The 24,917-nt window shown below is 71.2% G+C and carries 24 protein-coding genes and 1 tRNA gene; 14 read left to right on the top strand and 11 right to left on the bottom strand.

What is annotated here, in order from left to right:
* Positions 1-67: 67 nt before the first annotated feature.
* Positions 68-2,290 (top strand): RNA polymerase recycling motor ATPase HelR, encoded by a 2,223-nt coding sequence (gene helR, locus ACLJQE_RS02970; protein WP_410637354.1) that lies wholly within the window; start codon positions 68-70, stop codon positions 2,288-2,290.
* Between the two features lie 46 nt (positions 2,291-2,336).
* Here the strand turns inward: helR and ACLJQE_RS02965 are convergent, their stop codons facing one another.
* Entirely contained in the window at positions 2,337-2,813 is a 477-nt protein-coding gene (locus ACLJQE_RS02965) for an Lrp/AsnC family transcriptional regulator (protein WP_410637353.1), read from the bottom strand.
* Positions 2,814-3,076: 263 nt separating this feature from the next.
* Between ACLJQE_RS02965 and ACLJQE_RS02960 the strand changes: the two genes are divergently transcribed.
* Entirely contained in the window at positions 3,077-4,627 is a 1,551-nt protein-coding gene (locus ACLJQE_RS02960; RefSeq protein WP_410637352.1) for an APC family permease, read from the top strand.
* On the opposite strand, the gene lysA is transcribed toward ACLJQE_RS02960, so the two are convergent.
* From lysA to ACLJQE_RS02935, 5 genes are all read right to left on the bottom strand, one after another.
* A complete protein-coding gene (lysA, locus tag ACLJQE_RS02955) occupies positions 4,605-5,948 on the bottom strand; it encodes a diaminopimelate decarboxylase (protein ID WP_410637351.1) in 1,344 nt (447 codons plus the stop codon). The two genes, ACLJQE_RS02960 and lysA, sit on opposite strands and share 23 nt — an antisense overlap.
* Before the next feature lie 424 nt (positions 5,949-6,372).
* A complete protein-coding gene (locus ACLJQE_RS02950; protein WP_410637350.1) occupies positions 6,373-6,552 on the bottom strand; it encodes an RGCVC family protein in 180 nt (59 codons plus the stop codon).
* Entirely contained in the window at positions 6,549-7,586 is a 1,038-nt protein-coding gene (locus ACLJQE_RS02945; protein WP_410637349.1) for a fatty acid desaturase family protein, read from the bottom strand. The genes ACLJQE_RS02950 and ACLJQE_RS02945 overlap by 4 nt, the downstream gene beginning before the upstream one ends.
* 471 nt (positions 7,587-8,057) lie before the next feature.
* Positions 8,058-8,963 carry a dihydrodipicolinate synthase family protein gene (locus tag ACLJQE_RS02940; RefSeq protein ID WP_410637348.1) on the bottom strand — a complete coding sequence of 302 codons (906 nt, stop codon included), beginning with the start codon at positions 8,961-8,963 and terminating at the stop codon, positions 8,058-8,060.
* Positions 8,960-9,664 carry a GntR family transcriptional regulator gene (locus ACLJQE_RS02935; protein WP_410638294.1) on the bottom strand — a complete coding sequence of 235 codons (705 nt, stop codon included), beginning with the start codon at positions 9,662-9,664 and terminating at the stop codon, positions 8,960-8,962. Before ACLJQE_RS02935 ends, ACLJQE_RS02940 begins: the two co-directional genes overlap by 4 nt.
* A 62-nt stretch (positions 9,665-9,726) precedes the next feature.
* Between ACLJQE_RS02935 and ACLJQE_RS02930 the strand changes: the two genes are divergently transcribed.
* From ACLJQE_RS02930 to ACLJQE_RS02910, 5 genes are all read left to right on the top strand, one after another.
* Positions 9,727-10,953 carry an ABC transporter substrate-binding protein gene (locus ACLJQE_RS02930; RefSeq protein WP_410637347.1) on the top strand — a complete coding sequence of 409 codons (1,227 nt, stop codon included), beginning with the start codon at positions 9,727-9,729 and terminating at the stop codon, positions 10,951-10,953.
* Entirely contained in the window at positions 10,950-11,999 is a 1,050-nt protein-coding gene (locus ACLJQE_RS02925) for an ABC transporter ATP-binding protein (protein WP_410637346.1), read from the top strand. The genes ACLJQE_RS02930 and ACLJQE_RS02925 overlap by 4 nt, the downstream gene beginning before the upstream one ends.
* A complete protein-coding gene (locus ACLJQE_RS02920; RefSeq protein ID WP_410637345.1) occupies positions 11,996-12,889 on the top strand; it encodes an ABC transporter permease in 894 nt (297 codons plus the stop codon). Before ACLJQE_RS02925 ends, ACLJQE_RS02920 begins: the two co-directional genes overlap by 4 nt.
* Positions 12,886-13,713, top strand: a complete 828-nt coding sequence (locus ACLJQE_RS02915) for an ABC transporter permease (RefSeq protein WP_410637344.1) — start codon at positions 12,886-12,888, stop codon at positions 13,711-13,713. The genes ACLJQE_RS02920 and ACLJQE_RS02915 overlap by 4 nt, the downstream gene beginning before the upstream one ends.
* A 116-nt stretch (positions 13,714-13,829) precedes the next feature.
* Positions 13,830-14,666, top strand: coding sequence for a MerR family transcriptional regulator (locus tag ACLJQE_RS02910; protein ID WP_410637343.1), 837 nt, complete (start codon positions 13,830-13,832; stop codon positions 14,664-14,666).
* Here ACLJQE_RS02910 and thrS read toward each other — a convergent pair.
* The gene (thrS, locus tag ACLJQE_RS02905; protein WP_410637342.1) at positions 14,656-15,906 is read right to left on the bottom strand and encodes a threonine--tRNA ligase; all 1,251 of its coding nucleotides are present in this window, start codon (positions 15,904-15,906) and stop codon (positions 14,656-14,658) included. The genes ACLJQE_RS02910 and thrS overlap by 11 nt on opposite strands.
* A 163-nt stretch (positions 15,907-16,069) precedes the next feature.
* Positions 16,070-16,534, bottom strand: a complete 465-nt coding sequence (locus ACLJQE_RS02900; protein WP_410637341.1) for a heme-degrading domain-containing protein — start codon at positions 16,532-16,534, stop codon at positions 16,070-16,072.
* A gap of 86 nt (positions 16,535-16,620) precedes the next feature.
* On the opposite strand from ACLJQE_RS02900, the gene ACLJQE_RS02895 reads away from it, so the two are divergent.
* Positions 16,621-18,567, top strand: coding sequence for a phosphocholine-specific phospholipase C (locus ACLJQE_RS02895; RefSeq protein WP_410637340.1), 1,947 nt, complete (start codon positions 16,621-16,623; stop codon positions 18,565-18,567).
* Here the strand turns inward: ACLJQE_RS02895 and ACLJQE_RS02890 are convergent.
* Complete coding sequence (locus ACLJQE_RS02890; RefSeq protein WP_410637339.1) at positions 18,528-19,793, bottom strand: M20 metallopeptidase family protein; 1,266 nt, start codon at positions 19,791-19,793, stop codon at positions 18,528-18,530. The two genes, ACLJQE_RS02895 and ACLJQE_RS02890, sit on opposite strands and share 40 nt — an antisense overlap.
* A 77-nt stretch (positions 19,794-19,870) precedes the next feature.
* Here ACLJQE_RS02890 and ACLJQE_RS02885 point away from each other — a divergent pair, with 77 nt between their 5' ends.
* The 4 genes from ACLJQE_RS02885 to ACLJQE_RS02870 all read left to right on the top strand — a co-directional run bounded on the left by ACLJQE_RS02885 (position 19,871) and on the right by ACLJQE_RS02870 (position 22,191).
* Positions 19,871-20,353 carry a tRNA adenosine deaminase-associated protein gene (locus tag ACLJQE_RS02885; RefSeq protein WP_410637338.1) on the top strand — a complete coding sequence of 161 codons (483 nt, stop codon included), beginning with the start codon at positions 19,871-19,873 and terminating at the stop codon, positions 20,351-20,353.
* 23 nt (positions 20,354-20,376) lie between these two features.
* Positions 20,377-20,805: a nucleoside deaminase gene (locus ACLJQE_RS02880; RefSeq protein WP_410637337.1), complete on the top strand. Its 429-nt coding sequence runs from the start codon at positions 20,377-20,379 to the stop codon at positions 20,803-20,805.
* 269 nt (positions 20,806-21,074) lie between these two features.
* Positions 21,075-21,162, top strand: a tRNA-Ser gene (locus ACLJQE_RS02875).
* Between the two features lie 246 nt (positions 21,163-21,408).
* The gene (locus tag ACLJQE_RS02870) at positions 21,409-22,191 is read left to right on the top strand and encodes an SDR family oxidoreductase (RefSeq protein WP_410637336.1); all 783 of its coding nucleotides are present in this window, start codon (positions 21,409-21,411) and stop codon (positions 22,189-22,191) included.
* Here the strand turns inward: ACLJQE_RS02870 and ACLJQE_RS02865 are convergent.
* Positions 22,184-22,762, bottom strand: a complete 579-nt coding sequence (locus ACLJQE_RS02865; protein ID WP_410637335.1) for a hypothetical protein — start codon at positions 22,760-22,762, stop codon at positions 22,184-22,186. The two genes, ACLJQE_RS02870 and ACLJQE_RS02865, sit on opposite strands and share 8 nt — an antisense overlap.
* A complete protein-coding gene (locus tag ACLJQE_RS02860; RefSeq protein ID WP_410637334.1) occupies positions 22,759-23,070 on the bottom strand; it encodes a hypothetical protein in 312 nt (103 codons plus the stop codon). Before ACLJQE_RS02860 ends, ACLJQE_RS02865 begins: the two co-directional genes overlap by 4 nt.
* Before the next feature lie 308 nt (positions 23,071-23,378).
* On the opposite strand from ACLJQE_RS02860, the gene ACLJQE_RS02855 reads away from it, so the two are divergent.
* Both ACLJQE_RS02855 and ACLJQE_RS02850 read left to right on the top strand, forming a co-directional pair.
* Complete coding sequence (locus tag ACLJQE_RS02855; RefSeq protein ID WP_410637333.1) at positions 23,379-24,299, top strand: TauD/TfdA dioxygenase family protein; 921 nt, start codon at positions 23,379-23,381, stop codon at positions 24,297-24,299.
* A 16-nt stretch (positions 24,300-24,315) separates the two neighbouring features.
* On the top strand, positions 24,316-24,762 hold the full coding sequence (locus ACLJQE_RS02850; protein ID WP_410637332.1) for a limonene-1,2-epoxide hydrolase family protein: 447 nt from the start codon (positions 24,316-24,318) through the stop codon (positions 24,760-24,762).
* Positions 24,763-24,917: the final 155 nt, after the last annotated feature.

Genomic DNA, 24,917 nt, shown 5'->3' with positions numbered 1-24,917 from the left:
CCGCTGAAATATAGAAAGCGGGAGAACTCGCCGAACCTGTTAATAGTCTAACCGCTGTGAGGGGAACTTGTCAAACCAGGGGTACGACGAGGAATTGCGGGAGGAACGGGCCTACGTCGCCGCGCTGTACGAGCGGCTCGATCGCGAGCGCGCGGTGGCGCAGGCCCGGTACCACGGCGCACTCGGGCAAACCGAAGTGACGCCGGGGGAACGGGAGACCGACGTCCGCTGCCGGTCGCGGGAGGCGGCCCGGCTGGACGTCGCCGACAACGGCCTTTGCTTCGGCAGGCTGGACGCCCTTTCGGGCGAAACCAGCTACATCGGCCGGGTCGGGTTGTTCGACGCGGAAAACGACTACGAACCGTTCCTGCTGGATTGGCGGGCGCCGGCGGCGCGGCCGTTCTACGTCGCCACGGCGGCGAGGCCGGAAAACCTGCGCCGCCGCCGTCAATTCCACACGATGGGCCGCCGGGTCCTCGATTTCACCGACGAGGTGCTGGGGCGGCCGGACGCCACCGCGGCCGGGGGGACGGGTTTCAGCGGGGACGCGGCGCTGCTCGCGGCCGTCAACGCACCCCGCGGCGAGGGCATGCGGGACATCGTCGCGACGATCCAGGCCGAGCAGGACGAGATCATCCGCCTCGGCCACGCGGGCGTGCTGGTGGTCGAAGGCGGTCCCGGCACCGGCAAGACGGCCGTCGCCTTGCACCGGGTGGCGTACCTGCTCTACACCCGGCGCGAGCGGATGTCCCGCACCGGCGTGCTCGTGGTCGGGCCGAGTCCGCTGTTCCTCGACCACATCGGCCGCGTGCTGCCGTCGCTCGGCGAGTCGGACGTCGTCTTCCAGACCACCGGCGACTTCGTGCCCGGGCTGCACGTCACGGCCGAGGACCGGCCGGAGGTGGCGCGGCTCAAGGGATCGCTGCAGATCCTCGACGTGCTGGCGGCCGCGATCGCCGACCGTCAGCAGGTGCCCGCCGAACCGGTGCCGATCGACCTCGGCGACGTCACGGTGGCGCTCGGCGCCGGGATCGCCGCCGAGGCCCGGCTCGCGGCGCGCCGGTCCGGGCTGCCGCACAACGAAGCCCGCGCGGTCTTCCGCGAGCACGTCGTGGCGCTCGTCGCCGAGCGAGGTGTGGCGAAGATCGGCGAAGGCTGGCTGGCGCGGGAGGACCGCCAGTTGTGGGCGGACCTTCGCGCCGACGTCCTCGACGAGCTCGCGGAGCACGAAGCGCTCGACACCGCGCTCGACGCGCTGTGGCCGTACCTGACGCCGGAGACGCTGCTGGCGCCGCTGTACGAGTCTCCGCGTCGCCTCGAGGCCGCCGGGGCCGATCCGGCGTTGTTCCGCGCGGACGGCACGGCCTGGACCGTGCCGGATGTGCCGTTGCTCGACGAGCTGGTCGACCTGCTCGGCCGGGACGACACCGCCGAGCGCGCCGCCGGGCGCCGCCGGGCGGAAGCGGAGGCCGAGTACGCCGCCGGCGTCATGGAGCTGATGAAGCTGGACCGCGAGGAACTGGACGAGGACGTCCAGCTGGTCGCCGAGAACCTGCTCGACGCCGAAGACCTGGCCGGGCGGTTCACCGAGCGCGACCCGCGCGACCTCGCCGAGCGGGCGGCCGCGGACCGCGACTGGACGTACGGGCACGTCGTCGTCGACGAGGCACAGGAACTGTCCGAAATGGACTGGCGGGTGCTGGTGCGACGGTGCCCCAGCCGCTCGTTCACGATCGTCGGCGACCTCGCCCAGCGTCGCTCGGCGGCCGGTGCGACGGCGTGGGGCGCGGTGCTCGGCCGGTACGTCGGCGACCGCTGGCTGTACCGCCGGCTGACCGTGAACTACCGGACGCCGGCGGAGATCATGACCGTCGCTGGCGCGCTGCTGGCGCGGTTCGCCCCGGACGCGCGGCCGCCGGAATCGGTGCGCGCGTGCGGGGTCCGGCCGTGGTCCAGACGAGTGGCGGCCGAGGAGCTGCCCGACGCCATCGAGGACTTCGTCCGCGACGAGGCCGGCCGCGAAGGCACCAGCGTGGTGATCGGCCCGCCGGGGGTGCCGGGAACGATCCCGGCCGCGGCGGCCAAAGGACTGGAGTTCGACGCGGTGCTCGTCGTCGAACCGGAGCGGATCCTGGCCGCGGGCCCGCGTGGCGCGGCCGAGCTCTACGTCGCGCTCACGCGCGCCACGCAGCGCCTCGGGGTGCTGCACCGGGATCCGCTCCCGGCGGCGCTGACCGGCCTCATCGAGGCCGGGGCGCCCGTGAGGTCCGGGCACCGGCGGCTCCAGTAGCGGACGGGGGGTGGCGGGCGGCGGTGCCCGTCATCCCCCGCGGCCGCTACGCCGTGAGCCGGCCCCAGGAATAGTTCTGCTTGGCCAGCTTCAGGTACACGAACAGCTCCGTCCCGGACACGCCCGGGATCTTCCTGATTTCTTCGCCGAGCACGTCGAGCATGTGGTCGTCGTCCCGGCAGACCAGCTCGGCCAGCAGGTCGTAGCGTCCCGCGCACAGCACGACGTAGTGCACGTTCGTCAGCTCGGCGAGCTTGTCGGCGACCTCGCGGGGATCGACGCCGTCGACGTTGATGCCGACCATGGCCTGCCGCGTCAGGTCCACGTTGGCGGGGTCGGTCACCGCGACGATCTGCATCAGGTCGTCGCGCAGCAGCCGCTGCACGCGCTGGCGGACGGCACCCTCCGAAAGCCCGACCGCCTTGGCGAGTGCGGTGAACGACGCCCGGCCGTCCTTCTGGAGCAGGTCGATCAGTGATCTGTCGGTGTTGTCCAGCGCGCGCGCACGTGTTTCGTCACCCATGCCGTCCCTCCCTGTGTTTCGGCATGTGATTTGTCAAGTGCGCAGCGTATCGAGACCTGCCGAGAAAGCGAGCCCTCCGAGCCAGCTCCGCGCGATTCGACGTGCACGCCGCGCTCAGCCGAGGATTCGGTGGTCAGAGGCGGAATCGACGCGGCTTTCCGAGGCGGTTTGTGCGCCCGCGCACAGCGGGACCCGTGGACGGGGTGGTGACAGGTACCGTCTGGCGGCTTTCCCGTACCGCCAACCCCAGGAGGACCAGCGCAATGTCGGAGGTCGTGGCGCTCGGCGCCGCCCCCGCCGTTCCCGCGAAGGGACTGCGCGGCGGCGCGCTGGGCATGGTGTCGTCGATGGTCATCGGCATGTCGTCGACCGCGCCGGCGTACTCCATCGCGGCCACGCTCGGGCTGATCGTGCTGGCCGGCACCGGCTTCAAGGCGGCCGCGTTCGTGCTGCTCTCGTTCGTGCCGGTGCTGTTCGTCGCCTTCGCCTTCCGCGAGCTGAACACCGCGGAACCCGACTGCGGCACCAACTTCATGTGGGCGGCCCGCGCGTTCGGGCCGCACGCCGGGTGGTTCACCGGCTGGGTCGTCACGGTCGCCCAGCTGCTGGTGATGAGCAGCCAGTCCGCGCTCACCGGCCGGTACACGCTGCTGCTGTTCGGGGCGTCCGACGCGGCGGGCAACCGGTGGGTGACGACGGCGATCGGGGCCGGCTGGCTGCTGGCGCTGTGCTGGCTCTGCTACCGCGGGATCGAGGTGTCCGCGCGGGTGCAGTGGATCCTGCTCGGCGTGGAGCTCGCCGTGCTGGTGCTCTTCTCGGCCGTCGCGCTCGTCCGCGTCTTCGACGGCACCGCCGGGCCGCAGGCCTCGCTGCCGCGGCTCGACTGGCTGTGGCCGGGCGGGGTCTCCGCCGGCACCGCGGTCTCGGCGGTGCTGCTGGCCGTGTTCATCTACTGGGGCTGGGAAAGCTCGCTGTCGGTCAATGAGGAGACGGCCGATCCGCGGCACGCGCCGGGGCGCGCGGCCGTGCTGTCGACGGTGTTGCTGGTGCTGAACTACCTGCTCGTGACGGTCGCCGCGCTGGCCTTCGCCGGGGTCGGCAGCGAGGGGATCGGCCTGGCGAACGAGGCCGGCTCCGAGGACGTCCTGGCCGGCCTGGGTGGCGCGGTGTTCGGCGACGGCGCAGGCGGCAAGGTGCTGGGCGTGCTGCTGATCGTGTCCGTGCTGACCAGCGGCGCGGCCACCAGCCAGGCGACGATCATGCCGGCGGCGCGCACGACGTTGTCGATGGCCAGTCACGGCGCCCTGCCGCGGGTCTTCGGGCGCGTGCACCCGCGGTTCCGGACGCCGACGGTGGCGACCTGGGCGTTCGGGCTGGTCTCGCTGGCCGCGTACGTGCTGCTGGCGCTGATCAGCGACAACGTGCTGGCGGACTCGGTCGACGCGGTGGGGCTGACCATCGCCATCGAGTACACGATGACGGCGCTGGCCTGCGTCTGGGTGTTCCGCCGGACGCTCTTCGCGAGCGTGCGCAACTTCGTGCTGCGCGGGCTGCTGCCGTTCACCGGCGGCGTGTTCTTCCTGGCCGTGCTGGGGTTCGCGCTGATCGAGTACGCGCGGCCGGACGCGGGCGAGACGACGGTGTTCGGGATCGGCGGGGTCGCGGTGATCGGCGTGGTGTCGATCGTGCTCGGGGTGCCGCTGATGTTCGCCGTCCACCGGGCCTGCCGCGACTTCTTCGCCGGCCGCCGCCTGCCGCGCGGGTTCGTGCCGCGCGGTGGCGACCGCATCCTCAGCCCACATCGCGGCAGCTGAGGTCCTCCTCGGTCTCGCGGCGCACCAGCAGCGTCGCGACGCCGCCGCGCACGCCGACCAGCGGCGGGCGGCCGACCTGGTTGTAGTTCGACGCCAGCGAGTGGTGGTACGCGCCGGTGCACGGCACGGCCAGGAGATCGCCGGCGTGCAGGTCGGCGGGCAGGCTGATGCCGTCGGCGAGGACGTCGCCCGCTTCGCAGTGCCTGCCGACCACGGTCATCGGGACGCGCTTCGCCGTCGACCGCCGTCCGACCAGGCGCGTCGTGTACCGCGCGCCGTAGAGGGACGGCCGCGCGTTGTCGCTCATGCCGCCGTCGACCGCGACGAACGTGCGGCTGCCGCGCTTGACCGCGCACACGCGGTACACCGTGATCCCGGCCGGTCCGACGAGTGCCCGCCCGGGCTCGATCGTCAGGCGTGGCAGGGGGAAGCCGTGCGCCGCGCATTCGTAGGCGAGCGCCACGCGCAGGCGCCGCGAATAGCCGCCGAGGTCGAACGCGGGCTCGCCGCCGACGTACGGCACCGCGTGCCCGCCGCCGAGGTCGAGCTCCCGCAGCGTGACGCCGTGGGTGTCCCGGATCCGGACCAGCACCTCGGCCATCCGCCGTGCGGCCGCCTCGTACCGGTCGACGCGCGAGACCTGCGAGCCGATGTGGCAGTGCAGGCCCTGAAGCTGCAACCCGGGTTGCTTCTTCACGGCTTCGACGGCGGCATCGACGTTGTCGGAAACGCCGTCGAGGAGCGAGAAGCCGAACTTCTGGCCTTCGGCGCCGGTGCTGATGGCGGCGTGCGCGCCGGCCGCGACGCCCGGCGTCACCCGGATCATGACCTGCTGAGCGCCGTGGGCGAGCGCGCCGAGCTGCTCGATCTCGTCGAGCGAGTCGACGACGATCCGCCGGACGCCGTAGCCGAGAGCGGCCTTCAGGTCTTCGGGCGTCTTCGCGTTGCCGTGCAGCAGAATGCGTTCGGCGGGGAAGCCGACCGAGCGCGCGACGGCGATCTCGCCGGCGGAGCAGGTGTCGAGCGACAACCCCTCTTCGGCGACCCAACGCAGTACTGCCCGCGTACAGAGCGCCTTGCCGGCGTACGCGATTTCGACGTCCGGAAGGACTTCGCGGTACTCGCGCGCGGTGTCGCGGACCTGCTGTTCGTCGATGAGGTAGGACGGCGTCCCGAAGCGGGCGGCGAGGTGGCTGACGGGCGCGCCGGCGAAGAGCAGTTCGCCGTCTTCGCCGAGTCGGGTGCTTCGCGGCCAGACTCCTGGCTCGAGGTGATCGGCGGCTTCGCAGCCGAGGCTGGGAAGAAGCTCGCTGAGCGTCACGGGTGCCTCCGGGGCATCACGGCGGATCGGACCCCGTCAGGACACCCCCACGGGCGGGCCCGGAGCGCACCCGTGAATGCCGTCCTGACGGCTTCCGGGTGCTCGCTGACGCCTTGTTAACGCGCGAGTAACTTCGGCCACACCCGGGCTGACCTGCGCGGAGCTGAGTTCGCCGAACTGACCGAGCAGCACCGGCGTGAGCTGGCCGAGGTGACCACGTTCGCGCCGGCGGTGTTCGGTTCGGGCTGCCGGAGGTCCTGCCGGAGGGTCGGTGAGGTGGCCAAGGCGGGCCGTCGGAGGTCGGCCGGGGTGCTGCAGCCGATCCGGCCGGGGTGCGTCCGAGCTGGTGAAAGCGGTGGCCGGGGTAGGCCCGGGCAGCTCTCCCCGGCACCGCGGGTTCGGCGTCGGCCGTCCTGGGCCGGTCTCAGCGGGTTTTGGGAGGCACGGCCCCGCACACGCAGCCGCGCTCGGTGGTCGTGCCCGCCGTGGTTGCGGCGCAGTAGCGGCGGGCGATCGTGTCGTGCGTGCCGAGCGGGTGCGGGCAGCTCGGGCACTGCGTGCCGTTGCGGGCAGTCTCCGCGGTGTCGGGCAAGGGGGACGTCATGCGGTCACCTTCGCCGTCCGCAGGGGCTCGCCCACCGCGTGGAGGTGCTGCAGCACGTACCCGTACGAGCGGGCCCAGCCGCACTGGGCGTAGGAGATGTCGTGCCGGGCGCAGAAGTCCCGGACGATCACCTGCGCGTGCTTGAGGTTCGGCCGCGGCATGCTCGGGAACAGGTGGTGCTCGATCTGGTAGTTCAGCCCGCCGAGGGCGAAGTCGACGACCCGGCCGCCGCGGACGTTGCGCGAGGTCAGCACCTGCTTGCGCAGGAAGTCGAGCTTGTGCCCGGCCGCCAGCATCTCCATGCCCTTGTGGTTGGGGGCGAACGAACAGCCCATGTACAGGCCCCACAGGAACTGGTGCACCAGGACGAAGATGATCCCGGTCAGCGGCGACAGCACGATGAACACCGCGGCGAGGTAGGCCACCAGGTGCGCGATCAGCAGCGCGGATTCCAGCTTGTGCTTCCGGACGTCCTTCCGCCACACCGCCTTCACGCTCGAGACGTGCAGGTTGAGGCCTTCGAGCAGGAGCAGCGGGAAGAACAGGAACGCCTGGTACTTCGCCACCCAGCGCAGGAAACCACGCTTCTGCGAGCTCTGCGCCTTGCTGAACGCGAGCGCGGCGATGTCGACGTCCGGGTCTTCGTCTTCGTTGTTGGGATTGGCGTGGTGCCGTGCGTGCGTGCCGATCCACCAGCCGTAGCTCAACCCGGTGAGTCCACCGTGGACGAGGCCGGTCGCGTCGTTCGCCTTGCGGCTGCTGAAGATCTGCTTGTGCCCGGCGTCGTGGCCGATGAACGCCAGCTGCGCGAACACCATCGCGAAGAACGCGGCCAGGAACAGCTGCCACCACGAGTCGCCGAGGTAGACGAAGGCGACCCAGCCGCCGCCGAACGCGGCGAGGTTGAGCCCGATCCGCGCCACGTAGTAGCGACGACGCCGCCGCAGGAGGCCCGCTTCCTTGATCATCCGCGACAGCTCGGCGAAATCAGTGCCGGGCGCCGCGGGAGTATCCGAAATTTGCGTGGAAGTCATCAACGCACCGCTCTGGGTAAGTCGTAAAGGCTTGTCCAGCAACGGTTTCCAGCCCTGACGGGGTCTGGGTCCGGTTCGGGAAAGGGCACTGGGGCCTGGTCGCGGTGGTACCGCGTCCTGCCTCCAAGCCTCTCACCTGCCGCCCTCGATGGCAATTCCCTCTGGATCACCGAAGAGGTGTACAGTCGACCACATCGGGATGACGGTGACCTACCGCACACCCGAGGCCTTCCGGCCGTTCACCCGGCCGGGGAACAGGAGCTGGATCCGGGTTCCGAACTCGTTCGTCTCGCAGCCGTGCCGGCCTGATGGCCGGCGAGCAGCCGCCCGCAGTCGCAACGCGACGCCCGGGGCGCCCGATAGGGCTGCTACAGCGAGGTTCGCGTCCGGCGGGCTCTTGTCATCGGCGGCTCGTCGACGAGCCGGGGTTCGGCACTGTCGCCGCCCCCCGACCCGCCGACGAGCCGCCATTCATGTCAGGCCCCACGAAGACAGCAGCCCGGAAAGCCGTTCCCGTTCGGCGCCGGTGAGCAGCCGGCTCGGGGGCCGGACGTCGGGGCGGCACAGGCCGAGCTGGCCGAGGGCGTCCTTGACCACGCTGACGTTGTTGGCGTTGCCGTTGGCGGCGCGGAGTTCCTCGAACGGCCGGATCCGCTCCCAGACGGTCATCGCCGCCGGGTAGTCCGCTGTGGACAGTGCGTGGAACATCTCCAGCGAGATCGCCGGCTCGACGTTCACCAGGCCGGACGTGAAACCGGTGGCGCCGACGGCGAAGTAGCCGGGTGCCGAGAGCTCCGCCAGTCCCGCGATCCACACGAACCGGTCGAAGCCCGCGTCACGGGCGACCGAGCCGAACCGCACCGGGTCCGGCACCGCGTACTTCACGCCGATGACGTTCGGTGCCACTTCGCCGAGCGCGCGCAGCTGCTCGCCGGCGATCGCCGGGTTGCGGACGTAGAGCACGACGCCGAGTTCCGGCACGGCCGCGGCGATCGCCGCGTGGTAGTCGACCCAGCCGCCGCCGGAGATGTACGGGTGCACCGGCTGGTGGATCATGATCATGTCCGCGCCGGCGTCCCGGGCGTGGACCGCGGCCCGCGTCGCCGAAGCGACGTCGTGCCCGATCCCGGCGAGCACGCTCGCCCGGCCGGCCGCGGCCTCGACGGTGACCTCCAGGCACTGCCGGGCTTCGCTCGCGTCGAGCGCGTAGAACTCGCCGGTGTTGCCATTCGGCGTCACGACCTCGATGCCGCCGGTGATCAGCCGGTCCACCAGCTTCGCGTACGTCTTGTCGTCGACGGCGCCACCGGTGTCGAACGGCGTGACCGGGATGGCCACCACCCCGGACAGTCGCCGCCTCTGCTCCTCGAACGTCATCGGGCCCCCTTCGGATCGCCGGTCTCGGTGGTGCGTTCGCCGGGCAGCCCGAGGGCGACCCGGTCGATGAAATCGGTGATGTGCTTGCGCAGCAGGTGTTCGGTCTGCCGGGCGTTGCCGCTCTCGGCGGCGTTCAGGATCGCCCGGTGTTCGGCGGCCTCGCCCTGCCAGGTGGGGCTGATGTCCCAGCCGGTGACGGTGATCAGCGCGGCCCGGTCACGCAGCCCGTCGAGGACCTCGACCAGCAGCGGGTTCCCGCACCCGGCGTAGAGCGCGCGGTGGAACAGCCGGTTGGCCAGGCTGGCCTTCGCGCGGTCGCCGGCCGCCGCGCCGGTCTCGACCCCGGCCAGCGCCTGCCGCGCTGCCTCGAAGCCGGCACCCCGCTCGACGGCCCGCCGGACGGCTTCCGGCTCCAGCAGCGCGCGCAGGTCGTAGACCGCGTACGCGCTCTCGGCGTCCATGACACGGACCGCGGCCCCCTTGTACGTGCTCATCGTGACCAAACCGGAACCGGCCAGGGTGCGCAGTGCCTCGCGCACCGGCGTCTTCGACACCCCGAGCAGGGCGCCGACCTCGGCTTCGACGAGCGTTTCGCCCGGCCCGAACTCGCCGCTCAAGATCGCTTCCTTGATCGCGTCCCGGACGAAATCCGTCCGTGAGACGGGCGGCGGCGGCCTCCTGGCCGGCGAAGTGCTCGCCACTGGCATGTCCGATCTGATATACGATGCGACATACAACATTATCACGGACCTAGGGAGCAGCCATGCAGCGTTGCACCGGCTTCCGATTCCGACGAGTGTTGCTGGCGGTGAGCCTCGCCGCCGGTCTGGCGGCCTGCGGCGCGCCCGGCGGCGACGGCGGCCAAGCGGCGGATCCCCAGGCCGTGCCGGACAAACCGAGCAAGCCGGTCGAGCTGAACATCCTCGACGTCGCGGGCAACCTGCAGCTGACCAAGCAGATGATCGAGAACTTCAAGGCCGCGCACCCGGAAGTGCTCTCGAAGGTCACTTATTCGACGGCGCCCGCGCCGAGCATGGCCGGCAAGCTGAAGGCCGAGCAGGACGGCGGCGTCGCCCAGACCCACCTGGTCCTGAGCGGCACCGACGGCCTCTCCGCCGGCATCGCGAACGGCACCCTGGCGAAGATCCTTCCGGACTTTTCGAGCCGGTTCCCGAACCTGATGCAGAACTACCTCGAGCCCGCGGCCAAGATGCAGGAGCTGGCCAACGGCTACGGTATCGAGGTCGTCTACTACCCGTCGGGCCCGCTCCTGGAGTTCAACCCCGGCGCGGTGCCCGCCGCCCCGGCGTCCCCGGAGGACCTGCTCGACTGGGCGAAGGCGCACCCGGAGAAGTTCCAGTACGCGCAGCCGTCGAACTCCGGCCCGGGCCGGACGTTCCTGATGGGCCTGCCGTACCTGCTCGGCGACAAGGACCCGAAGGACCCGGACAGGGGCTGGGACAAGACCTGGGCGTTCCTGCAGGAGCTCGGCAAGTACGTGAAGTACTACCCCTCGGGCACCACGGAGACGATGAAGAACCTCGCGTCCGGTTCGGTGGACATGGTCATGTCGACCACCGGCTGGGACATCAACCCGCGCAAGCTCGGCACCGTGCCCAACACGGTCAAGACGGCGATCATGCAGCCGATGCACTGGGTCACCGACGCCCAGTACGTCCTGATGCCCAAGGGGCTTTCGCCCGACCAGGAGTCGGCGATCCTGCAGCTGATCGCGTGGATGCTCAAGCCGGACCAGCAGGCGATCGCCTACGACGACGGCTATTTCTACCCCGGCCCCGCGGTCAAGGACGTCACCCTGCAGATGGCGCCCCAGAAGAGCCAGGACACTCTCCGGCAGTTCGGGCGCCCGGAGTACGACCAGTGGATCGCGCAGTACCCCAAGGAGACGTCGCTGCCCAGCGAGCAGCAGGTCAAGGCGTTCGACAAGTGGAACCAGCTGGTCGGCGGCTCGAAGGTCGGCAAGAAGTGACGTTCGGGCAGCTGCGCCTGGACGGCGTCTCGCGCAGCTTCGGCACCGCGAACGCCCTGCGCGGCCTCGACCTCACGATCGCCCGCGGTGAGTTCGTGGCCCTGCTCGGCCCGTCCGGCTGCGGCAAGTCGACGGCGTTGAACTGCCTGGCCGGCCTGCTGCCCCTGACCGCGGGCAGCGTCTGGCTCGACGACACCCGCATCGACGGGCGGCCGCCGGAGCAGCGCGGGTTCGGGATGGTCTTCCAGAACTACGCGCTGTTCCCGCACATGTCCGTCCGCGCCAACGTCGGGTTCGGCCTCAAGATGCGCAAGGTCGGCCGCGCCGAGGCCCGCCGGCGCGTCGACGAAGCGCTCCGCCTGGTGCAGCTGACCGAGCACGCGGCGAAGTTCCCCGCGCAGCTGTCCGGCGGACAGCAGCAGCGCGTCGCCATCGCCCGCGCCGTGGTGCTGGCGCCCCCGGTCGTGCTGATGGACGAGCCGTTGTCCAATTTGGACGCCAAGCTCCGGCTGGAGATGCGGATGGAGATCCGCCGCCTCCACCAGACGCTCGGCCTGACCACGGTGTACGTCACCCACGACCAGGAGGAGGCGCTGTCACTGGCCGACCGCCTGGTGGTGCTGCGCGAGGGCGCCGTCCAGCAGGTGGGCACGCCCGAGGAGGTCTACGCCCAGCCGGTGAACAGCTACGTCGCGTCCTTCATGGGCTACCGCAACCTCCTGGACTTGACGGTCACGGTCACCGCGGGCTCCTCGGCCACCGTCGAGGGCGACGGCATCCGCCTGACCGGCGCCAACCGCGGCTCGCTCACCGAGGGCCCGGCGAAGGTGGCGATCCGCCCGGAGGACTTCGTCGTCGGCGACGGAACGGAGAACGCCCTCGACGTGGCGGTCGAGATCGTCGAGTACCACGGCCGCGAGCTGTCGGTCTCGGCCCGGCTGGGGACCGGGCTGCCGGTCTACTTCCGGACGGACAAGCGCCTCGCCCCGGGCGACACCGTGAAGATCGGCGTCCCGGCCGAGCGGGTCCTGGTGTTCGCGCCATGACCGCCGTGGCGACGGCTCGCCCCGCACTGCGGCACCGCCTGGCCGAACGCGGCATCGATCGCACGCTGCTGCTCCTGGTGCCTGGCCTGCTGGTGACGGCCTGTCTCTTCCTGTACCCCTTCCTCTACGGCCTCCAACTGTCGTTCGCGCCGCGCCAGGGCGGCCTCTTCGCGAACTACGCACGGTTCTTCGGCGACCCGTACCTGCGCAACACCATCTGGACGACGCTGGGCATCGCGCTGCCCGCGACCTTCATCAACGTGCTCGCCAGCATCCCGATCGCCTACGTGATGCGCGGCCGCGTCCGCGGTAAACGGCTCCTGACGACGATCCTGGTCGTGCCGATCACGCTCGGCACGGTGCTCACCGCGCAGGGCCTGATCATGTACGGCGGACCGGCGGGCTGGCTGAACAAGGTGCTCACCGTCCTCGGTATCACCGACGAGCCGCTCCCGCTGATCCACAACTACACCGGCGTGCTGCTGTCGCTGGTGATCACCGGCTTCCCGTTCTCCTTCCTGCTGACGTTGTCCTACCTCTCGGGCATCGACCCCTCCCTGGAGAAGGCGGCCGCGACGCTCGGCGCCGACGGCGTCCAGCGCTTCCGGCGCATCACGCTGCCCCTGCTGGCGCCCGGCCTGGCGATCACCTTCTGCCTTTCGTTCGTCATGGCCTTCTCGGTGTTCCCCTCGGCCCAGCTCGTCGGCGACCCCGCGAACGAGACCCGCGTCATCTCGATCGCCGCCTACCACGCCGCGTTCGAGGAGTACGACTACTCGATGGGCTCGGCCGTCGCGATGCTGATGGCGGTGATCATGCTGATCGTGATCGGCCTGGTCATGGCGTGGCGCGGCACTCTGTACCGCGGAGCGACCGGAGGCAAGGGATGACCGGTTGGGTCGCGCGTCCTGGACGTTGGGTCGTCTGGGCCGTCGTCGTGTTCTTCTTCGTCAACCTCGCGGGCGTGGTGCTCTCGGTGGTCGTCGACTCGTTCGGCACGCAGTGGTTCGGCACCTGGCTCCCGGACGGCTTCACCACCCACTGGTACGCCGACGCCTGGCGCGAGTTCGGCCTGTCGGACGTCCTCCTCACGACGGCGGTCGTCGCGCTCGTGGTGATCGCCGTGTCGGTGGCGGTCGGCGTCCCGGCCGCCTATGCGCTGGCCCGCCGCTCGTTCCCCGGCAAGCGCCTGGTGATGCTGCTGTTCGTGCTGCCGATCCTGATCCCTCCCATCACCTACGGCATCCCGCTGGCCACCGTGCTGTACAAGTTCCACCTGGCCGGCACGATCACCGGCGTCATCCTGGCCAACCTCGTGCCTTCGGTGCCGTTCGTCGTGCTGACGATGACGCCGTTCATCGAGCAGATCGACCCGAAGATCGAGGCCGCGGCCCGCATGTCCGGCGCGCGGACCGTCTCGGTGTTCACCCGCATCCTCGGCCCGCTGCTGCTGCCGGGCATCCTGGCCGCGTCGATCCTGGTGCTGGTGCGCACGGTCGGCATGTTCGAGCTGACGTTCCTCACCGCCGGCCCGGACTCGACGACCCTCGTGGTGGCGCTCTACAACTCCGTGTTCGCCGCCGGTATCCGCGCCAACCAGTCGGTCGACGCCATGGCGACCATCTACACCGGGTCCATGCTCGTGCTCCTTCTCGTCGCGCTGCGGTTCGTGAACCCGACCCAGCTGGTCACCCGGATCCGGGAGGAGACCTGAGGGGCGGGCCTTCGCTCATGCGATCGACTTTACCGCCAACTGTCGAACGTGTGATCGACACGATGGGGTGAAACCAGGCTTGCCGCTCCCCCGGGGGGAGGTGCCAGGCTGAGGTCATGCGGTACTCGATCGGCGACCTGGCCCGGCGCACCGGACTGACGATCAAGGCCGTCCGCTTCTACTCCGACCGCGGCCTGGTGCCACCGTCCGGGCGCAACACCGCAGGTCACCGCCGGTACGACGACGCCGCGGCCGCCCGGCTCGACCTCATCCGCACCCTCCGCGACCTGGGCGTGGGCCTCGCCGCGATCCGCCGGATCATCGACGGCGAAACCACCGTCGCCGACGTCGCGGCGAGGCACGCCGAGGCTCTGGAACTGGAAATCCGCGTGCTGCGGCTGCGTCGCGCGGTGCTCACGGCCGTGGCCCGGCGCGGTTCGACCCCCGAGGAGACGAGTCTCATGCACGACCTGGCCCGACTGTCCGAAGTGGAACGCCGTCGTCTGGTGGACGACTTCCTCGCCGATGCGCTGGGCGACCGACCCGAACTCGCCGGCGTCGCCCGCACGCTGACCCCCGAACTACCCGAAAATCCCAGTCCGGCCCAGATCGACGCCTGGATCGAACTGGCCGGGCTGGCCCAGGACGCGGAGTTCCGCGCCATCCTGCGCCGGCTCGTGGATCGGCATGAAGGCCTGCGTCGCGGCCTGGCCGCCGAGGTCCGCGACGCCGTCACGCCGGCCCTCGAAGCCGGAGTGGCTCCGGATTCGCCGCAAGCCGCGGCGATCGTCGACGGCCTCGGACGCCCTCCCGCCGAGCTGCGGGAATGGCTCGGCACCGTCAACGATCCCCGCCGTGAGCGCTATCTGGAACTGCTCGCGGTGATCAACGGCTGGGCGGCCCCGGAAAGCCTGACGCCCGCGCTCGACTGGCTGACCGCGGCTACGGCTTGACCGCCTCCTCGATCGACGCCAAAGCGGCCTCCGCCGGCTGCGCGTCGAGACGGCGTCCGTCGCGCAGCCGCACGGAAAGCTGCCCCGCGGCGGCTTCCTGTGGCCCGATCACGGCTTGGTACGGCACCAGGCGCCCGTCGCGGATCCGCGCGCCGAGGCTGCCCGGCAAGGCGATTTCCGCGCGCAGGTGTTCGCAACGGTCGAGAATCTCCTGTGCGTAAGGCAGTTCCGCCTCGGACACCGGCAGCAGCCGCAGCTGAACCGGTGCCAGCCAAGCCGGGAACGCGCCGCCGTGGACTTCGACGAGCTGCGCCACCGCGCGTTCCACGCTGCCGATGATGCTGCGGTGCACCATGACCGGCCGGTGTTTCGCCGAGTCCGCGCCGACGTACTCGAGACCGAACTGTTCGGGCTGGTGGAAATCGACCTGGACGGTGGAAAGGGTCGATTCCCGGCCCGCGCCGTCGGCGATCTGGACGTCGATCTTGGGGCCGTAGAAGGCGGCTTCGCCCTCGACGGCGTCGTACGCGAGCCCGCTGCGGTCGAGGGCCGAACGCAGGATGTCCGCAGCGCGGCCCCCAGCCACGGCCACGTACTTCCCGCCGGCGCCGGCGAGGGAAAGCCGGTAGCGCACCGGGCTGATGCCGAGGGTGTCGTAGGCCTGCCGGATCATCGCCAACGCGGCGACGGCCTCGTCTTCCGCCTGGTCGAGGGTGCAGAAGACGTGCGCGTCGTTCAGCTGGATCGCGCGCACGCGGCTCAGCCCGCCGAGCACGCCCGACAGTTCGGCGCGGTACATCCCGCCGAGCTCGGCGATGCGCAAGGGCAGTTCGCGGTAGCTGCGGCCGCGCGAACGGTAGATCAGCGCGTGGTGCGGGCACAGGCTCGGCCGCAGTACGAGCTGCTCGCCGCCGACGTCCATGGGCGGGTACATGTCGTCGCGGAAGTGCGACCAGTGCCCGGAAATCTCGTACAGCTCCCGCTTGCCGAGCACCGGCGAATGAACGTGCCGGTAGCCGGCGCGCCGTTCGAGGCCGCGGACGTACTCCTCCAGGCTGTGCCGGACGATCGCGCCGTCGGGAAGCCAGTACGGCAGGCCCGCGCCGATGAGCGGGTCGGTGTCGAACAGGCCGAGTTCGCGGCCGAGCTTGCGGTGGTCGTGCATTGTGGACTCCTCGGAAACGGCGAGGCGGGTGACCACAAGACGAAGCCCGGGGCAACCGCCCCGGGCTTGAGACATCGTTCAGCGCGCCGGGACACTCTCCGGCGTCGTCGTGGAAACAGCGCACTTCACGGGATCGACGGTAGCAGGCGAGGTGCTCACCGCCAGTTCTTTTCCGGCCGCTTGGTCGTCGGTGCGGCGTGGGCACTCCCCGCCGCCCGGGGTCGCCCCGGATCGCACCTCAAGCCAGGAAGAGTTCCAGCTGCTCGACGACGAACGCGTGGTCCTCGGCCTGCGGGAGCCCGGACACGCCGACCGTGCCGACCGGTCCGACGCCGCGCACCAGCACCGGGAAGACGCCGCCGTGGGCCGCGTAGGTGTCCAGGTCGAGGCGGGAGTGCTCCTCGAACGAGCCGCCCTTTGCGCGGAACTGCGTGCCCACGAAGAAGGAGCTGTGGCCGTAGCGGTCGACGACGCGGCTCTTGCGGTCGATCCAGGCGTCGTTGTCGGCCGATGTCCCGGGCAGCGCCGCGTGGAAGAGCCGCTGGCCGTTGCGCCGGATCGAGATCGTCACCGGGAGCCCGCGTTCCCGGGCGGCCGTCAGCAGCTGCTGCCCGAGGGCGAGGGCGGTCTCGTTGTCGAACTTCGTGAACTGGAGGCGTTCCTCCTGCTCGGCGAGCTGGGCAAGGCGGTCGGCTTCGGTCATGGACCCATTAAATCAACACTGTTGTGTAATGACCAGTGGTGAACTGGATGGCCACGGCGTCCGTACAACAGGCGAGGAGGTGGGGCATGGGCCGGATCCGTCGGCGCACGGTGCTCGGCGGCGCGGCCGCGGCCACGGTCACCGCGCTGCCCGTTGCCTGCGCCCCAGCACCGCGGAAGGGCACGATCGAAGACGTCCGCCACGTCGTCGTGCTGATGCAGGAGAACCGGTCGTTCGACCACTACTACGGCACCATGGCCGGCGTCCGCGGCTTCGGCGACCGCGCGGCCCTGCGTGACGTCTTCCACCAGCGGGGCGACCAAGGCGGCCCGGTGCTGCCGTTCCGGATCGACACGTCCGTTGTGGACGGACAGGACCTCGGCGAGCTGCCGCACGACTGGAACAGCACGCACCGCGCGTGGAACGGCGGCGGCTACGACCGCTGGATCGCGGCCAAGAGCCCGATGACGATGGGGTACTTCACGCGCGAAGACCTCCCGTTCCAGCACGCGCTGGCGAGCGCGTTCACCCTCTGCGACCACTACTTCTGCTCACTGCAGGGCCCGACGCACCCGAACCGGCTGTACCACTGGACCGGCACGATCGACCCCGGCGGCGTCGCCGGCGGCCCGGTCACGCGCAACGCGCCGGACTACGAACCGTCGTTCCGCTGGACGACGTACCCGGAGCGGCTGGAGGCCGCGGGCGTCTCGTGGCGGATCTACGCGAACGACGAAGAGCGCGGCGTCCCCGAGCACTTCGTCGGCGACTACGGCGACAACCCGCTCTGGCTGTTCCAGAACTTCCACGACGCACTGCACTCGACCGACCCGGTGGAGCGGCGGCTGGCCGAACGCGGGAACCTCCGCAAGAAGCTCAAGCCGGACTCGGGGAAGGGGAAGGACCTCGACCACGTGCTGGCCGAGTTCCTCGCCGACTGCGCGGCCGGGACACTGCCCGCGGTGTCGTGGGTGGTGGCCCCGTACGGCTACTGCGAGCACCCGGCGGCGCGGCCGGTCGACGGCGCCGCCTACATCCAGCGCATGCTGAAAGCGTTGTGGGACAAGCCGGAACTGTGGGAATCGACGGTTGTCTTCATCAACTACGACGAAAACGACGGCTTCTTCGACCACGTCCTCCCGCCGGCCCCGCCGCCCGGCACCCCCGGCGAGTTCCTGCCGGGCAACCGGCCGGAGAAGGGCGAGCCGTCCGGTCCGCCCGTCCCGATCGGGCTGGGCCCGCGCGTGCCGATGACCGTCGTTTCACCGTGGAGCCGCGGCGGCTGGGTGAACTCGCAGGTCTTCGACCACACGTCGGTTCTGCGCTTCCTGGAGACCTGGACCGGCGTGCGTGAGCCGAACATCTCGGCCTGGCGGCGGGCCATCTGCGGCGACCTGACCAGCTGTTTCGACTTCCGGACGCCCGACACGACCATCCCGCTGCTGCCCGACGCGGACGCGCTGCGCGCCGAAGCCGACCGGACGCAGAAACGGCTCCCGAAGCCCGGCCTCGGGCCGGCCGCGCTGGTCCAGGAGCCCGGGACGGCGAAGGCGCGCCCGCTGCCGTACCAGCCGGTCGCCTGGGTCCAGGCCGAGGCGAACGTCCTGAAACTGCACCTGGCCAACCACGGGACGCAGGCGCTGCAGCTCGCCGCGTACGCCTACCACGCGGGCGGGACGTCGCAACGCTTCGACGTCGGCCCCGGCGGGTCGCTGACGGGCGAAGCCGCGCACGGCGGGACCTACGACGTCGCCATCCACGGCCCGAACGGCTTCCTCGTCGAGGCTTCGGGCGGCCTCGGCCTCGAAGCGGCCGTCACCTTCGCCGGCACGCCCGCGCTGCGGGTCACGGTGACCAACAGCGGGACGTCACCGGTCACGCTGAACGACGTCACCCTCCCGCCGGGCGGCGCGCACGACTTCCCGGTACCGACGAGCAACGGCTGGTACGACGTCACGTTCGAGACGCTCGCGTGGCGCCGCCGCTTCGCCGGTCACCTGGAGGACGGCCGCCCGTCGCGGACCGGGCCCTGACGCAGGGCGTCGAGCGCGAAGGCGGCGAGCATCGCGACGCCGTGGGGCATCGCGTCCTCGTCGAAGAGCACGCGGTTGGAGTGGTTCGCCGCCGCTTCGGCGGGGTCGACGCCGGGCGGGCACGCGCCGAGGAACGCGTAGGCGCCGGGGACGCGTTGCAGGACGTAGGAAAAGTCCTCGGCGCCCATCAGCGGGTCGGGGAGCAGCTCGACGTTGTCCGGACCGAGCACGGCCGCGCCCAGCTCCAGCACCTCGGCGGCGATCCGGTCGTCGTTCACCGTCACCGGGTAACCCGGCTCGACGTCGGCGACCACGCGGCAGCCGTAGGCGGCGCCGACCTGCTCGCACACCTTGGGCAGCTCGGCGCGGACCAGCGCGCGCGTCTGCTCCGACAGCGTGCGGATGGTGCCCTCGAGCTCGGCGGTCTCCGGGATGATGTTCGTCGTCGTGCCGGCCTGGATCCGGGTCACCGAGAGCACCGCGGGGTCGAACACGCTGACCCGGCGCGTGATCATCGTGTGCAGCGCCCCGACCATCGCCGCGGCGGCAGGCACCGGGTCGATCGTGTGCTGCGGCGCCGAGCCGTGGCCGCCCTTGCCGGTGACGCGCACGTGGAACGAGTCCGCCGACGCCATCAGCGGGCCGGGCCGCACCTGCAGCAGCCCGCTGGGCGCGTTGGCGAGGATGTGCACGCCGAACGCGCGTTCGACCCGCGTGCCCGCCGCGTCGAGCACGCCCTCGTGGATCATGAACCGGGCGCCGTGGTGACCCTCCTCACCCGGCTGGAACATGAACACGACCGACCCGGCCAGCTGGTCCCGGCGCTCCGCGAGCAGCCGCGCCGCCGAAGCGAGCATCGCCACGTGGGTGTCGTGCCCGCACGCGTGCATCGACTCCGGGTCCTCCGACGCGAAGTCGAGGCCGGTCTCCTCGGTCAGCGGCAGCGCGTCCATGTCGCCGCGCAGCAGCACCGCCGGGCCGGGCCGGGCGCCGCGCAGGACGGCCGTCAGCGATGTCGTGGCCTTGCCCTCGGTGATCTCCAGCGGCAGGCCGTCGAGGGCTTCGCGGATCGCCGCCTGGGTGCGCGGCAGCTGGAGGCCCTGTTCCGGGTGGCGGTGCACGACGCGCCGGAGCGCGACCGTGCGGTCCTGCAGCGCCCGTGCGTCGTCGAGGAGCCCGGCGAACGGCGTGCCGGGCAGGGTGGGCAGGTCAGTGGGGCCGGTCATGGTCCCGATAGTGCCGCATACGGCGCTTCGGGCGCACCGTGCGTGCGCCGGACCGACCGGCGGAATACGGTGTGCGCATGGCGGTGGATGAGCCGGTCACGGGCTTCGCGGTAGCCGTGGTCCGGGAAGACGGTCGGTGGCGGTGCAGTGCGCTCGACCCGGGGGCGCTGACCGAGCTGGCCGCAGCGATCACTGAACTGGGCAAACTACGTTCCACCGGCGCGAGCTTCGGGCTGCTGGCGGTCGACGACGAGTTCTTCGTCATCGTGCGACCGAGCCCCCGTGGGCCGTCGTTGCTGCTCTCGGACGCGGCGGCGGCGCTGGACTACGACATCGCGGCGGACGTCCTCGACGTCCTGCGCGTCGACCCGCCGGACGAGGAGGACGACTCCGTCTGGCCCGAGGGCGACCTGGAGATCCTCGCGGACCTCGGGCTGCCCTCGCCGGAGCTGGAGGTCATCATCGGCGAGGTCGACCTCTACCCGGACGAGCAGCTGCAGATGGTCGCGCAGCGCTGCGGGTTCGGCAGCGAGTTCGCCAAGCTCCTGGACGAGCTCTGAGACGCCCGTCCGACACCGAGGCCGTGGAGGCCGCGCTGGAAGCGGCGCGGGCCCCCGGCGCGGACGTGCCGATCGGGGCCGTGGTGTTCGGCCCCGACGGCGTCCCGCTGGCCGCGGCCCGCAACGCGCGCACCGAGCTCGGCGACCCCACGGCGCACGCGGAGATCCTGGCCCTGCGCGCGGCGGCGGCCGTGGTCGGCGACGGCTGGCGGCTGGAGGGCTGCACGCTGGCGGTGACGCTGGAGCCGTGCACGATGTGCGCGGGCGCGCTGGTGCTGGCCCGGATCTCGCGGCTGGTGTTCGGGGCGTGGGAGCCCAAGACGGGCGCGGTGGGGTCGTTGTGGGACGTCGTGCGCGACCGGAGGCTCAACCACCGCCCGGAGGTCCACGGCGGCGTCCTGGTGGACGAGTGCGCCGGGCTCCTGGAGACGTACTTCGCGATGCGTCGCTGATTTTTGGGTACTCCTCCGGTATGACGATGAAGCACCGGATCCAGCAGGCAGTGGGCAGCGCTCGCGAGAAGGCCGGCACGGCGACCGGCAACCGCCGTCTGGAGGCGTCGGGCCGCGCCCAGCGGAGGTCGGCTCAGCTGCGTTCAACGGCGTCCGACGTACGCCTCCGTGCGCGACGCGCGGTCCGCGAAGCGCAGGTCAGGCTGCGTGGCGGCCGGCCGGCCGACCCCAGGTAAGACTCAGGCAGACGCTCCGGTATTGTTCTCGGCGGTGGCGTGTCCGAGCGGCCGAAGGAGCACGACTCGAAATCGTGTGACGGCTAATCCCCGTCCGTGGGTTCAAATCCCACCGCCACCGCTCGCGAGTGAGCGAGGTACGTCGACGGAAAGCGTCGACGTACCTCGCTCGCTGTGTTTTCCGGGGGTGCAACCCCCAGGCCCCGCCCGGAGGGCTTCGCCCCCGGACCCCCGGTGGTGGTCACCGTTTGCGGATGGCCGGCGGATGTTCCACGTCCTGTTCGCCTCGACGCTGCACGTCCGCTTGACCTGAAGGGCTCTTGAAGTGTGACCGTGGTCGGCAGAAGCCGATCACCGAGGAGTCTCAATGAACGTTCTCGTCACCGGGGCCACCGGCCACACCGGACGGCACGTCGTCGCCGGGCTGAAGGCCGCGGGTGTCCACACCAGAGTTCTCGTCCGGGATCCCGCGAAAGCCCCGGCAGGTGTCGACGTCGTCGAGGGTGACATCACCGATCCCGCCGAGGCCGCCGAAGGGGTCGATGCCGTCTACCTGCTCTGGCCGTTCTTCACCTCCGACGGCATCGAGAAGGCCGTAGAACCCTTCAAGGGCAAGAAAATCGTCTACCTCTCCGCGATGTCCGCCGAGGACGGTGGGGTGTGGGGCGACGTCGAGGCTGCCGTCGAAAAGGTCACCGGCGACTGGGCCTTCCTCCGCGTCACCGGGCTGGCCACCAACGCGCTCGCCTGGGCGCCGCAACTCGGCACCGGTGTGGTCCGGGCGCCCTACGGGCAGGCGAAACGGTCCGTCGTCCACGAACGCGACGTCGCCGACGTGGCCGTCAAGGCGCTCACCGAAGACCACGCGAAGCAGACCTACCTCGTCACCGGCCCGGAATCCGTGGCGCAGGCCGACCAGGTGCGGCTCATCGGTGACGCGCTCGGAACGCCTGTCACGTGGGAAGAACAGCCGCCGGAAGAAGCGAAAGCGCAGCTCGGTGCCCAGCTGGGCGCGGAATTCGCGGCCGGTGCGATGGACTACTGGGCGTCACTCGTCGAGGACCCGGAACCCGTCTCGCTGGACGTCGCCCGCGTTGCCGGGCACCCCGCGCGGCCCTTCGCGGAGTGGGCCCGCGAGCACTTCAACTGAGCTCGACGGCCGGGGCCGTCAACGGCTCCAGCTCGGCCGCCAGCGCGGTCAGTGCCGCGAGCTTCTCCTGCACGGCCCGCACCACCGCCGTGCACGTGGCGCCGACCTCGCTCACCACCTCGGCCGAGCGGTCGCCGGTCAGCACCGCCGACACCGAGGCCGACGCGGCGGAAGCGAGCTCGCACACCTCCGCGGACGCGGCCACCGCCAGCTCGTCCAGCCGGTCGGCGATGCGGATGCCGACCGCCGCCGTCGAGGCGGCCGTGCGCGCCGCGGCGGCGTACTGACCGTCCACTGTGTCCGCCCAGGTACCGAAAGTCTCGGTGCTGCCGCCGGTTTCGGCGCGCTCGACGCCGGCGCGGAACTCGGCCTGCGCCGCGGTCACCGCCAGCGCGCCGGTGTCGACCGCCGAGGCGGACGTGCGGATCGACGCCGGTGAGCAGTCGAGGTGCCGCAGCACCGCGACCGGGTCGGGGACGCCGAGCCGCCCGGCCGCCGCGCGCAACGCCGTCAGCCGGGCGGCCGCCGTCGTCAGGTCCGGGTGTTCGAAGACCTCGCCGGCCGAGGTCACGGTGCCGCCGCCAACCGCCCCCGGAAACCGGTGCTCCGGGTGCTCACCGCCGCCATGCGCAGCCGGCCCGCCAGGTCCGACGTCGCGTCGCCCAGGACGCGTGCGTCGGCCTCACGCGCCGCCAGCGCCGCGGCCCAGCGCGCCGCCAGTTCGCGTGCCTGCGGCGAGATGCCGAACGGCGTCGAATCGACGCGGGCTTCGGCGAACCGGCCCGCGGCCTTGTCGTCGGCGGCCGCGGCCTGGTCGAGCAGGTCGGCTCCGGCGCGCAGCCGATCCGGGTGGATCCGCGAGCCTCTGCCTTCCGGCATGGGGACCTCCGTCATCAAGGGCGCTCACCCGGTCGGGGAAGATCTTGCCTCATGCCGCCGAGCCGCCCGCATCGCGGTGACCAGCGGCGTTGCCGGTGTTCCACCAGGTGGACGTCTTGACCGCGAGCCGGGAAGAAGGCGACCATGAAACCATGTCCGCCACCTCGGAAAGCATGCCGATCCGGGCCTTCGCGCGGTCGATCGGGGAGGGCGTCGTGGCGCTCCTGCTGCGCCGCGGCCGTCTGGGTTCGCCGCCCGCCTGACGCCAACCCGCGTCCGAACTCCCCGAAAACCCCTGGAGCACAACCATGTCCGTAGATTTGCCTGCCCGGATTCAGCTGCGCGAGGCCGTCGCGCCCGCGGATGGCATCGTCGAAGGCCCCCGGATCCTCCGTGAACCGCAGCGGAAGCAGTACGAGCAGTTCACCCTCCGCCCGCTGGGCCGGCTGATCGGCGCCGAGGTCGACGGCGTCGACCTCGGCGCGCCGGTGGGCCCCGAGCTGCGCGAAGAGCTCAACCACGCCCTGCTCGAGTGGAAGGTGCTCTTCTTCCGCGACCAGGACATCACCTCGGCGCAGCAGCGCGCGTTCGCCGCGAACTGGGGCGAGCTGGAGACCAACCCGTTCATCCCGAAGGGCGAGGACGACGCCGTCACGCGCTTCGAGCGCACCGCGGCCATGCCCGGCTACGAGAACATCTGGCACACCGATGTCACCTGGCGGCCCGAGCCGGCGCTCGGCTCGGTGCTGCGGCTGATCGAGGTGCCGCCCGTCGGCGGCGACACGATGTGGGCCGACATGGCCGCGGCCTACGACAACCTGCCCGAAGACGTCCGCGCCCGCATCGACGGGCTCACCGCGGTGCACGACTACCTCCCCGGCTTCGACCGGTTCTCCGATCCCGCGCTGCTGGCGCGGTGGCAGGACCGCTTCCCGCCGGTGGCGCACCCGGTGGTCCGGACGCACCCGGAGACCGGACGGCGCACCCTGTTCGTCAACCAGGCGTTCACCACGCACATCACCGGGCTGGAGCGGGCCGAGAGCGACCGGCTGCTGCGGTACCTGTTCCTGCAGGCACACACGCCCGAATTCCAGGTCCGGTTCAGCTGGCGGCCGAACTCGGTCGCGTTCTGGGACAACCGCGCGACGCAGCACTACGCGGTCAACGACTACCACCCGCACGCCCGGGTCGCCGAGCGCGTCGCCATCGCGGGCGACCGGCCGTTCTAAGCCTTAACCTGGGGGCATGACCGATGAACCCAAGGTAGTGGTGACCGGTTTCCTCAAGGCCCTCGAAGACCTCGACATCGACCGCGCGCTGACGTTCGCGGCGAGCGACATCGTGTACCAGAACGTGCCGTTACCGCCCGCCCGCGGCGTCGCCGCGTTCGAAAAACAGCTGCGCACCATGGCCCGGTACGGGTCCGGGTTCGAAGCGCGGACGCACCACATCGCCGCGGACGGCAACGTCGTGCTCACCGAACGCACCGACGTGCTGCGCCGCGGCGCGTGGGAGGCGGAGTTCTGGGTGTGCGGCACGTTCGAGGTCGAGGCGGGCCGGATCGTGCTCTGGCGCGACTACTTCGACTGGACGACGGTGCTCGCCGCGAGCGCGAAGGGCGCCGGACGGGTCGCGCTGGCCGGTGCGCGCACGCTCCTCGGCCGGTACAAGGAGAGGCAGGCGGCGCGCTAGGCCCGGTGCTCGCCGCGGTCGTGGTCCCGAAGGTCCACGACCGCGGCTATCCCCAGCACCAGCACGAACACGCAACTGAAAACAATCAGCCCCCACATGATCATTCTCCCTCCCCCCGTGTCGTGCCGACCGCGAGCTGTCGGGGAGTGGTCTAT

The organism is Amycolatopsis sp. lyj-346 (assembly GCF_046548975.1).
Classification (GTDB): Bacteria; Actinomycetota; Actinomycetes; order Mycobacteriales; family Pseudonocardiaceae; genus Amycolatopsis.
The sequence above is the reverse complement of the archived record's forward strand: the minus strand, read 5'-3'. Positions and strand labels throughout refer to the sequence as shown.

Bases quoted from the DNA above. Each gene is read 5' to 3' on its own strand.
- ACLJQE_RS02965 (WP_410637353.1), bottom strand. From the start codon at position 2,813: ATGGGTGACGAAACACGTGCGCGCGCGCTGGACAACACCGACAGATCA.
- ACLJQE_RS02960 (WP_410637352.1), top strand. From the start codon at position 3,077: ATGTCGGAGGTCGTGGCGCTCGGCGCCGCCCCCGCCGTTCCCGCGAAG.
- ACLJQE_RS02950 (WP_410637350.1), bottom strand. From the start codon at position 6,552: ATGACGTCCCCCTTGCCCGACACCGCGGAGACTGCCCGCAACGGCACG.
- ACLJQE_RS02945 (WP_410637349.1), bottom strand. From the start codon at position 7,586: ATGACTTCCACGCAAATTTCGGATACTCCCGCGGCGCCCGGCACTGAT.
- ACLJQE_RS02940 (WP_410637348.1), bottom strand. From the start codon at position 8,963: ATGACGTTCGAGGAGCAGAGGCGGCGACTGTCCGGGGTGGTGGCCATC.
- ACLJQE_RS02930 (WP_410637347.1), top strand. From the start codon at position 9,727: ATGCAGCGTTGCACCGGCTTCCGATTCCGACGAGTGTTGCTGGCGGTG.
- ACLJQE_RS02920 (WP_410637345.1), top strand. From the start codon at position 11,996: ATGACCGCCGTGGCGACGGCTCGCCCCGCACTGCGGCACCGCCTGGCC.
- ACLJQE_RS02915 (WP_410637344.1), top strand. From the start codon at position 12,886: ATGACCGGTTGGGTCGCGCGTCCTGGACGTTGGGTCGTCTGGGCCGTC.
- ACLJQE_RS02910 (WP_410637343.1), top strand. From the start codon at position 13,830: ATGCGGTACTCGATCGGCGACCTGGCCCGGCGCACCGGACTGACGATC.
- thrS (WP_410637342.1), bottom strand. From the start codon at position 15,906: ATGTCTCAAGCCCGGGGCGGTTGCCCCGGGCTTCGTCTTGTGGTCACC.
- ACLJQE_RS02900 (WP_410637341.1), bottom strand. From the start codon at position 16,534: ATGACCGAAGCCGACCGCCTTGCCCAGCTCGCCGAGCAGGAGGAACGC.
- ACLJQE_RS02895 (WP_410637340.1), top strand. From the start codon at position 16,621: ATGGGCCGGATCCGTCGGCGCACGGTGCTCGGCGGCGCGGCCGCGGCC.
- ACLJQE_RS02890 (WP_410637339.1), bottom strand. From the start codon at position 19,793: ATGACCGGCCCCACTGACCTGCCCACCCTGCCCGGCACGCCGTTCGCC.
- ACLJQE_RS02885 (WP_410637338.1), top strand. From the start codon at position 19,871: ATGGCGGTGGATGAGCCGGTCACGGGCTTCGCGGTAGCCGTGGTCCGG.
- ACLJQE_RS02870 (WP_410637336.1), top strand. From the start codon at position 21,409: ATGAACGTTCTCGTCACCGGGGCCACCGGCCACACCGGACGGCACGTC.
- ACLJQE_RS02860 (WP_410637334.1), bottom strand. From the start codon at position 23,070: ATGCCGGAAGGCAGAGGCTCGCGGATCCACCCGGATCGGCTGCGCGCC.
- ACLJQE_RS02855 (WP_410637333.1), top strand. From the start codon at position 23,379: ATGTCCGTAGATTTGCCTGCCCGGATTCAGCTGCGCGAGGCCGTCGCG.
- ACLJQE_RS02850 (WP_410637332.1), top strand. From the start codon at position 24,316: ATGACCGATGAACCCAAGGTAGTGGTGACCGGTTTCCTCAAGGCCCTC.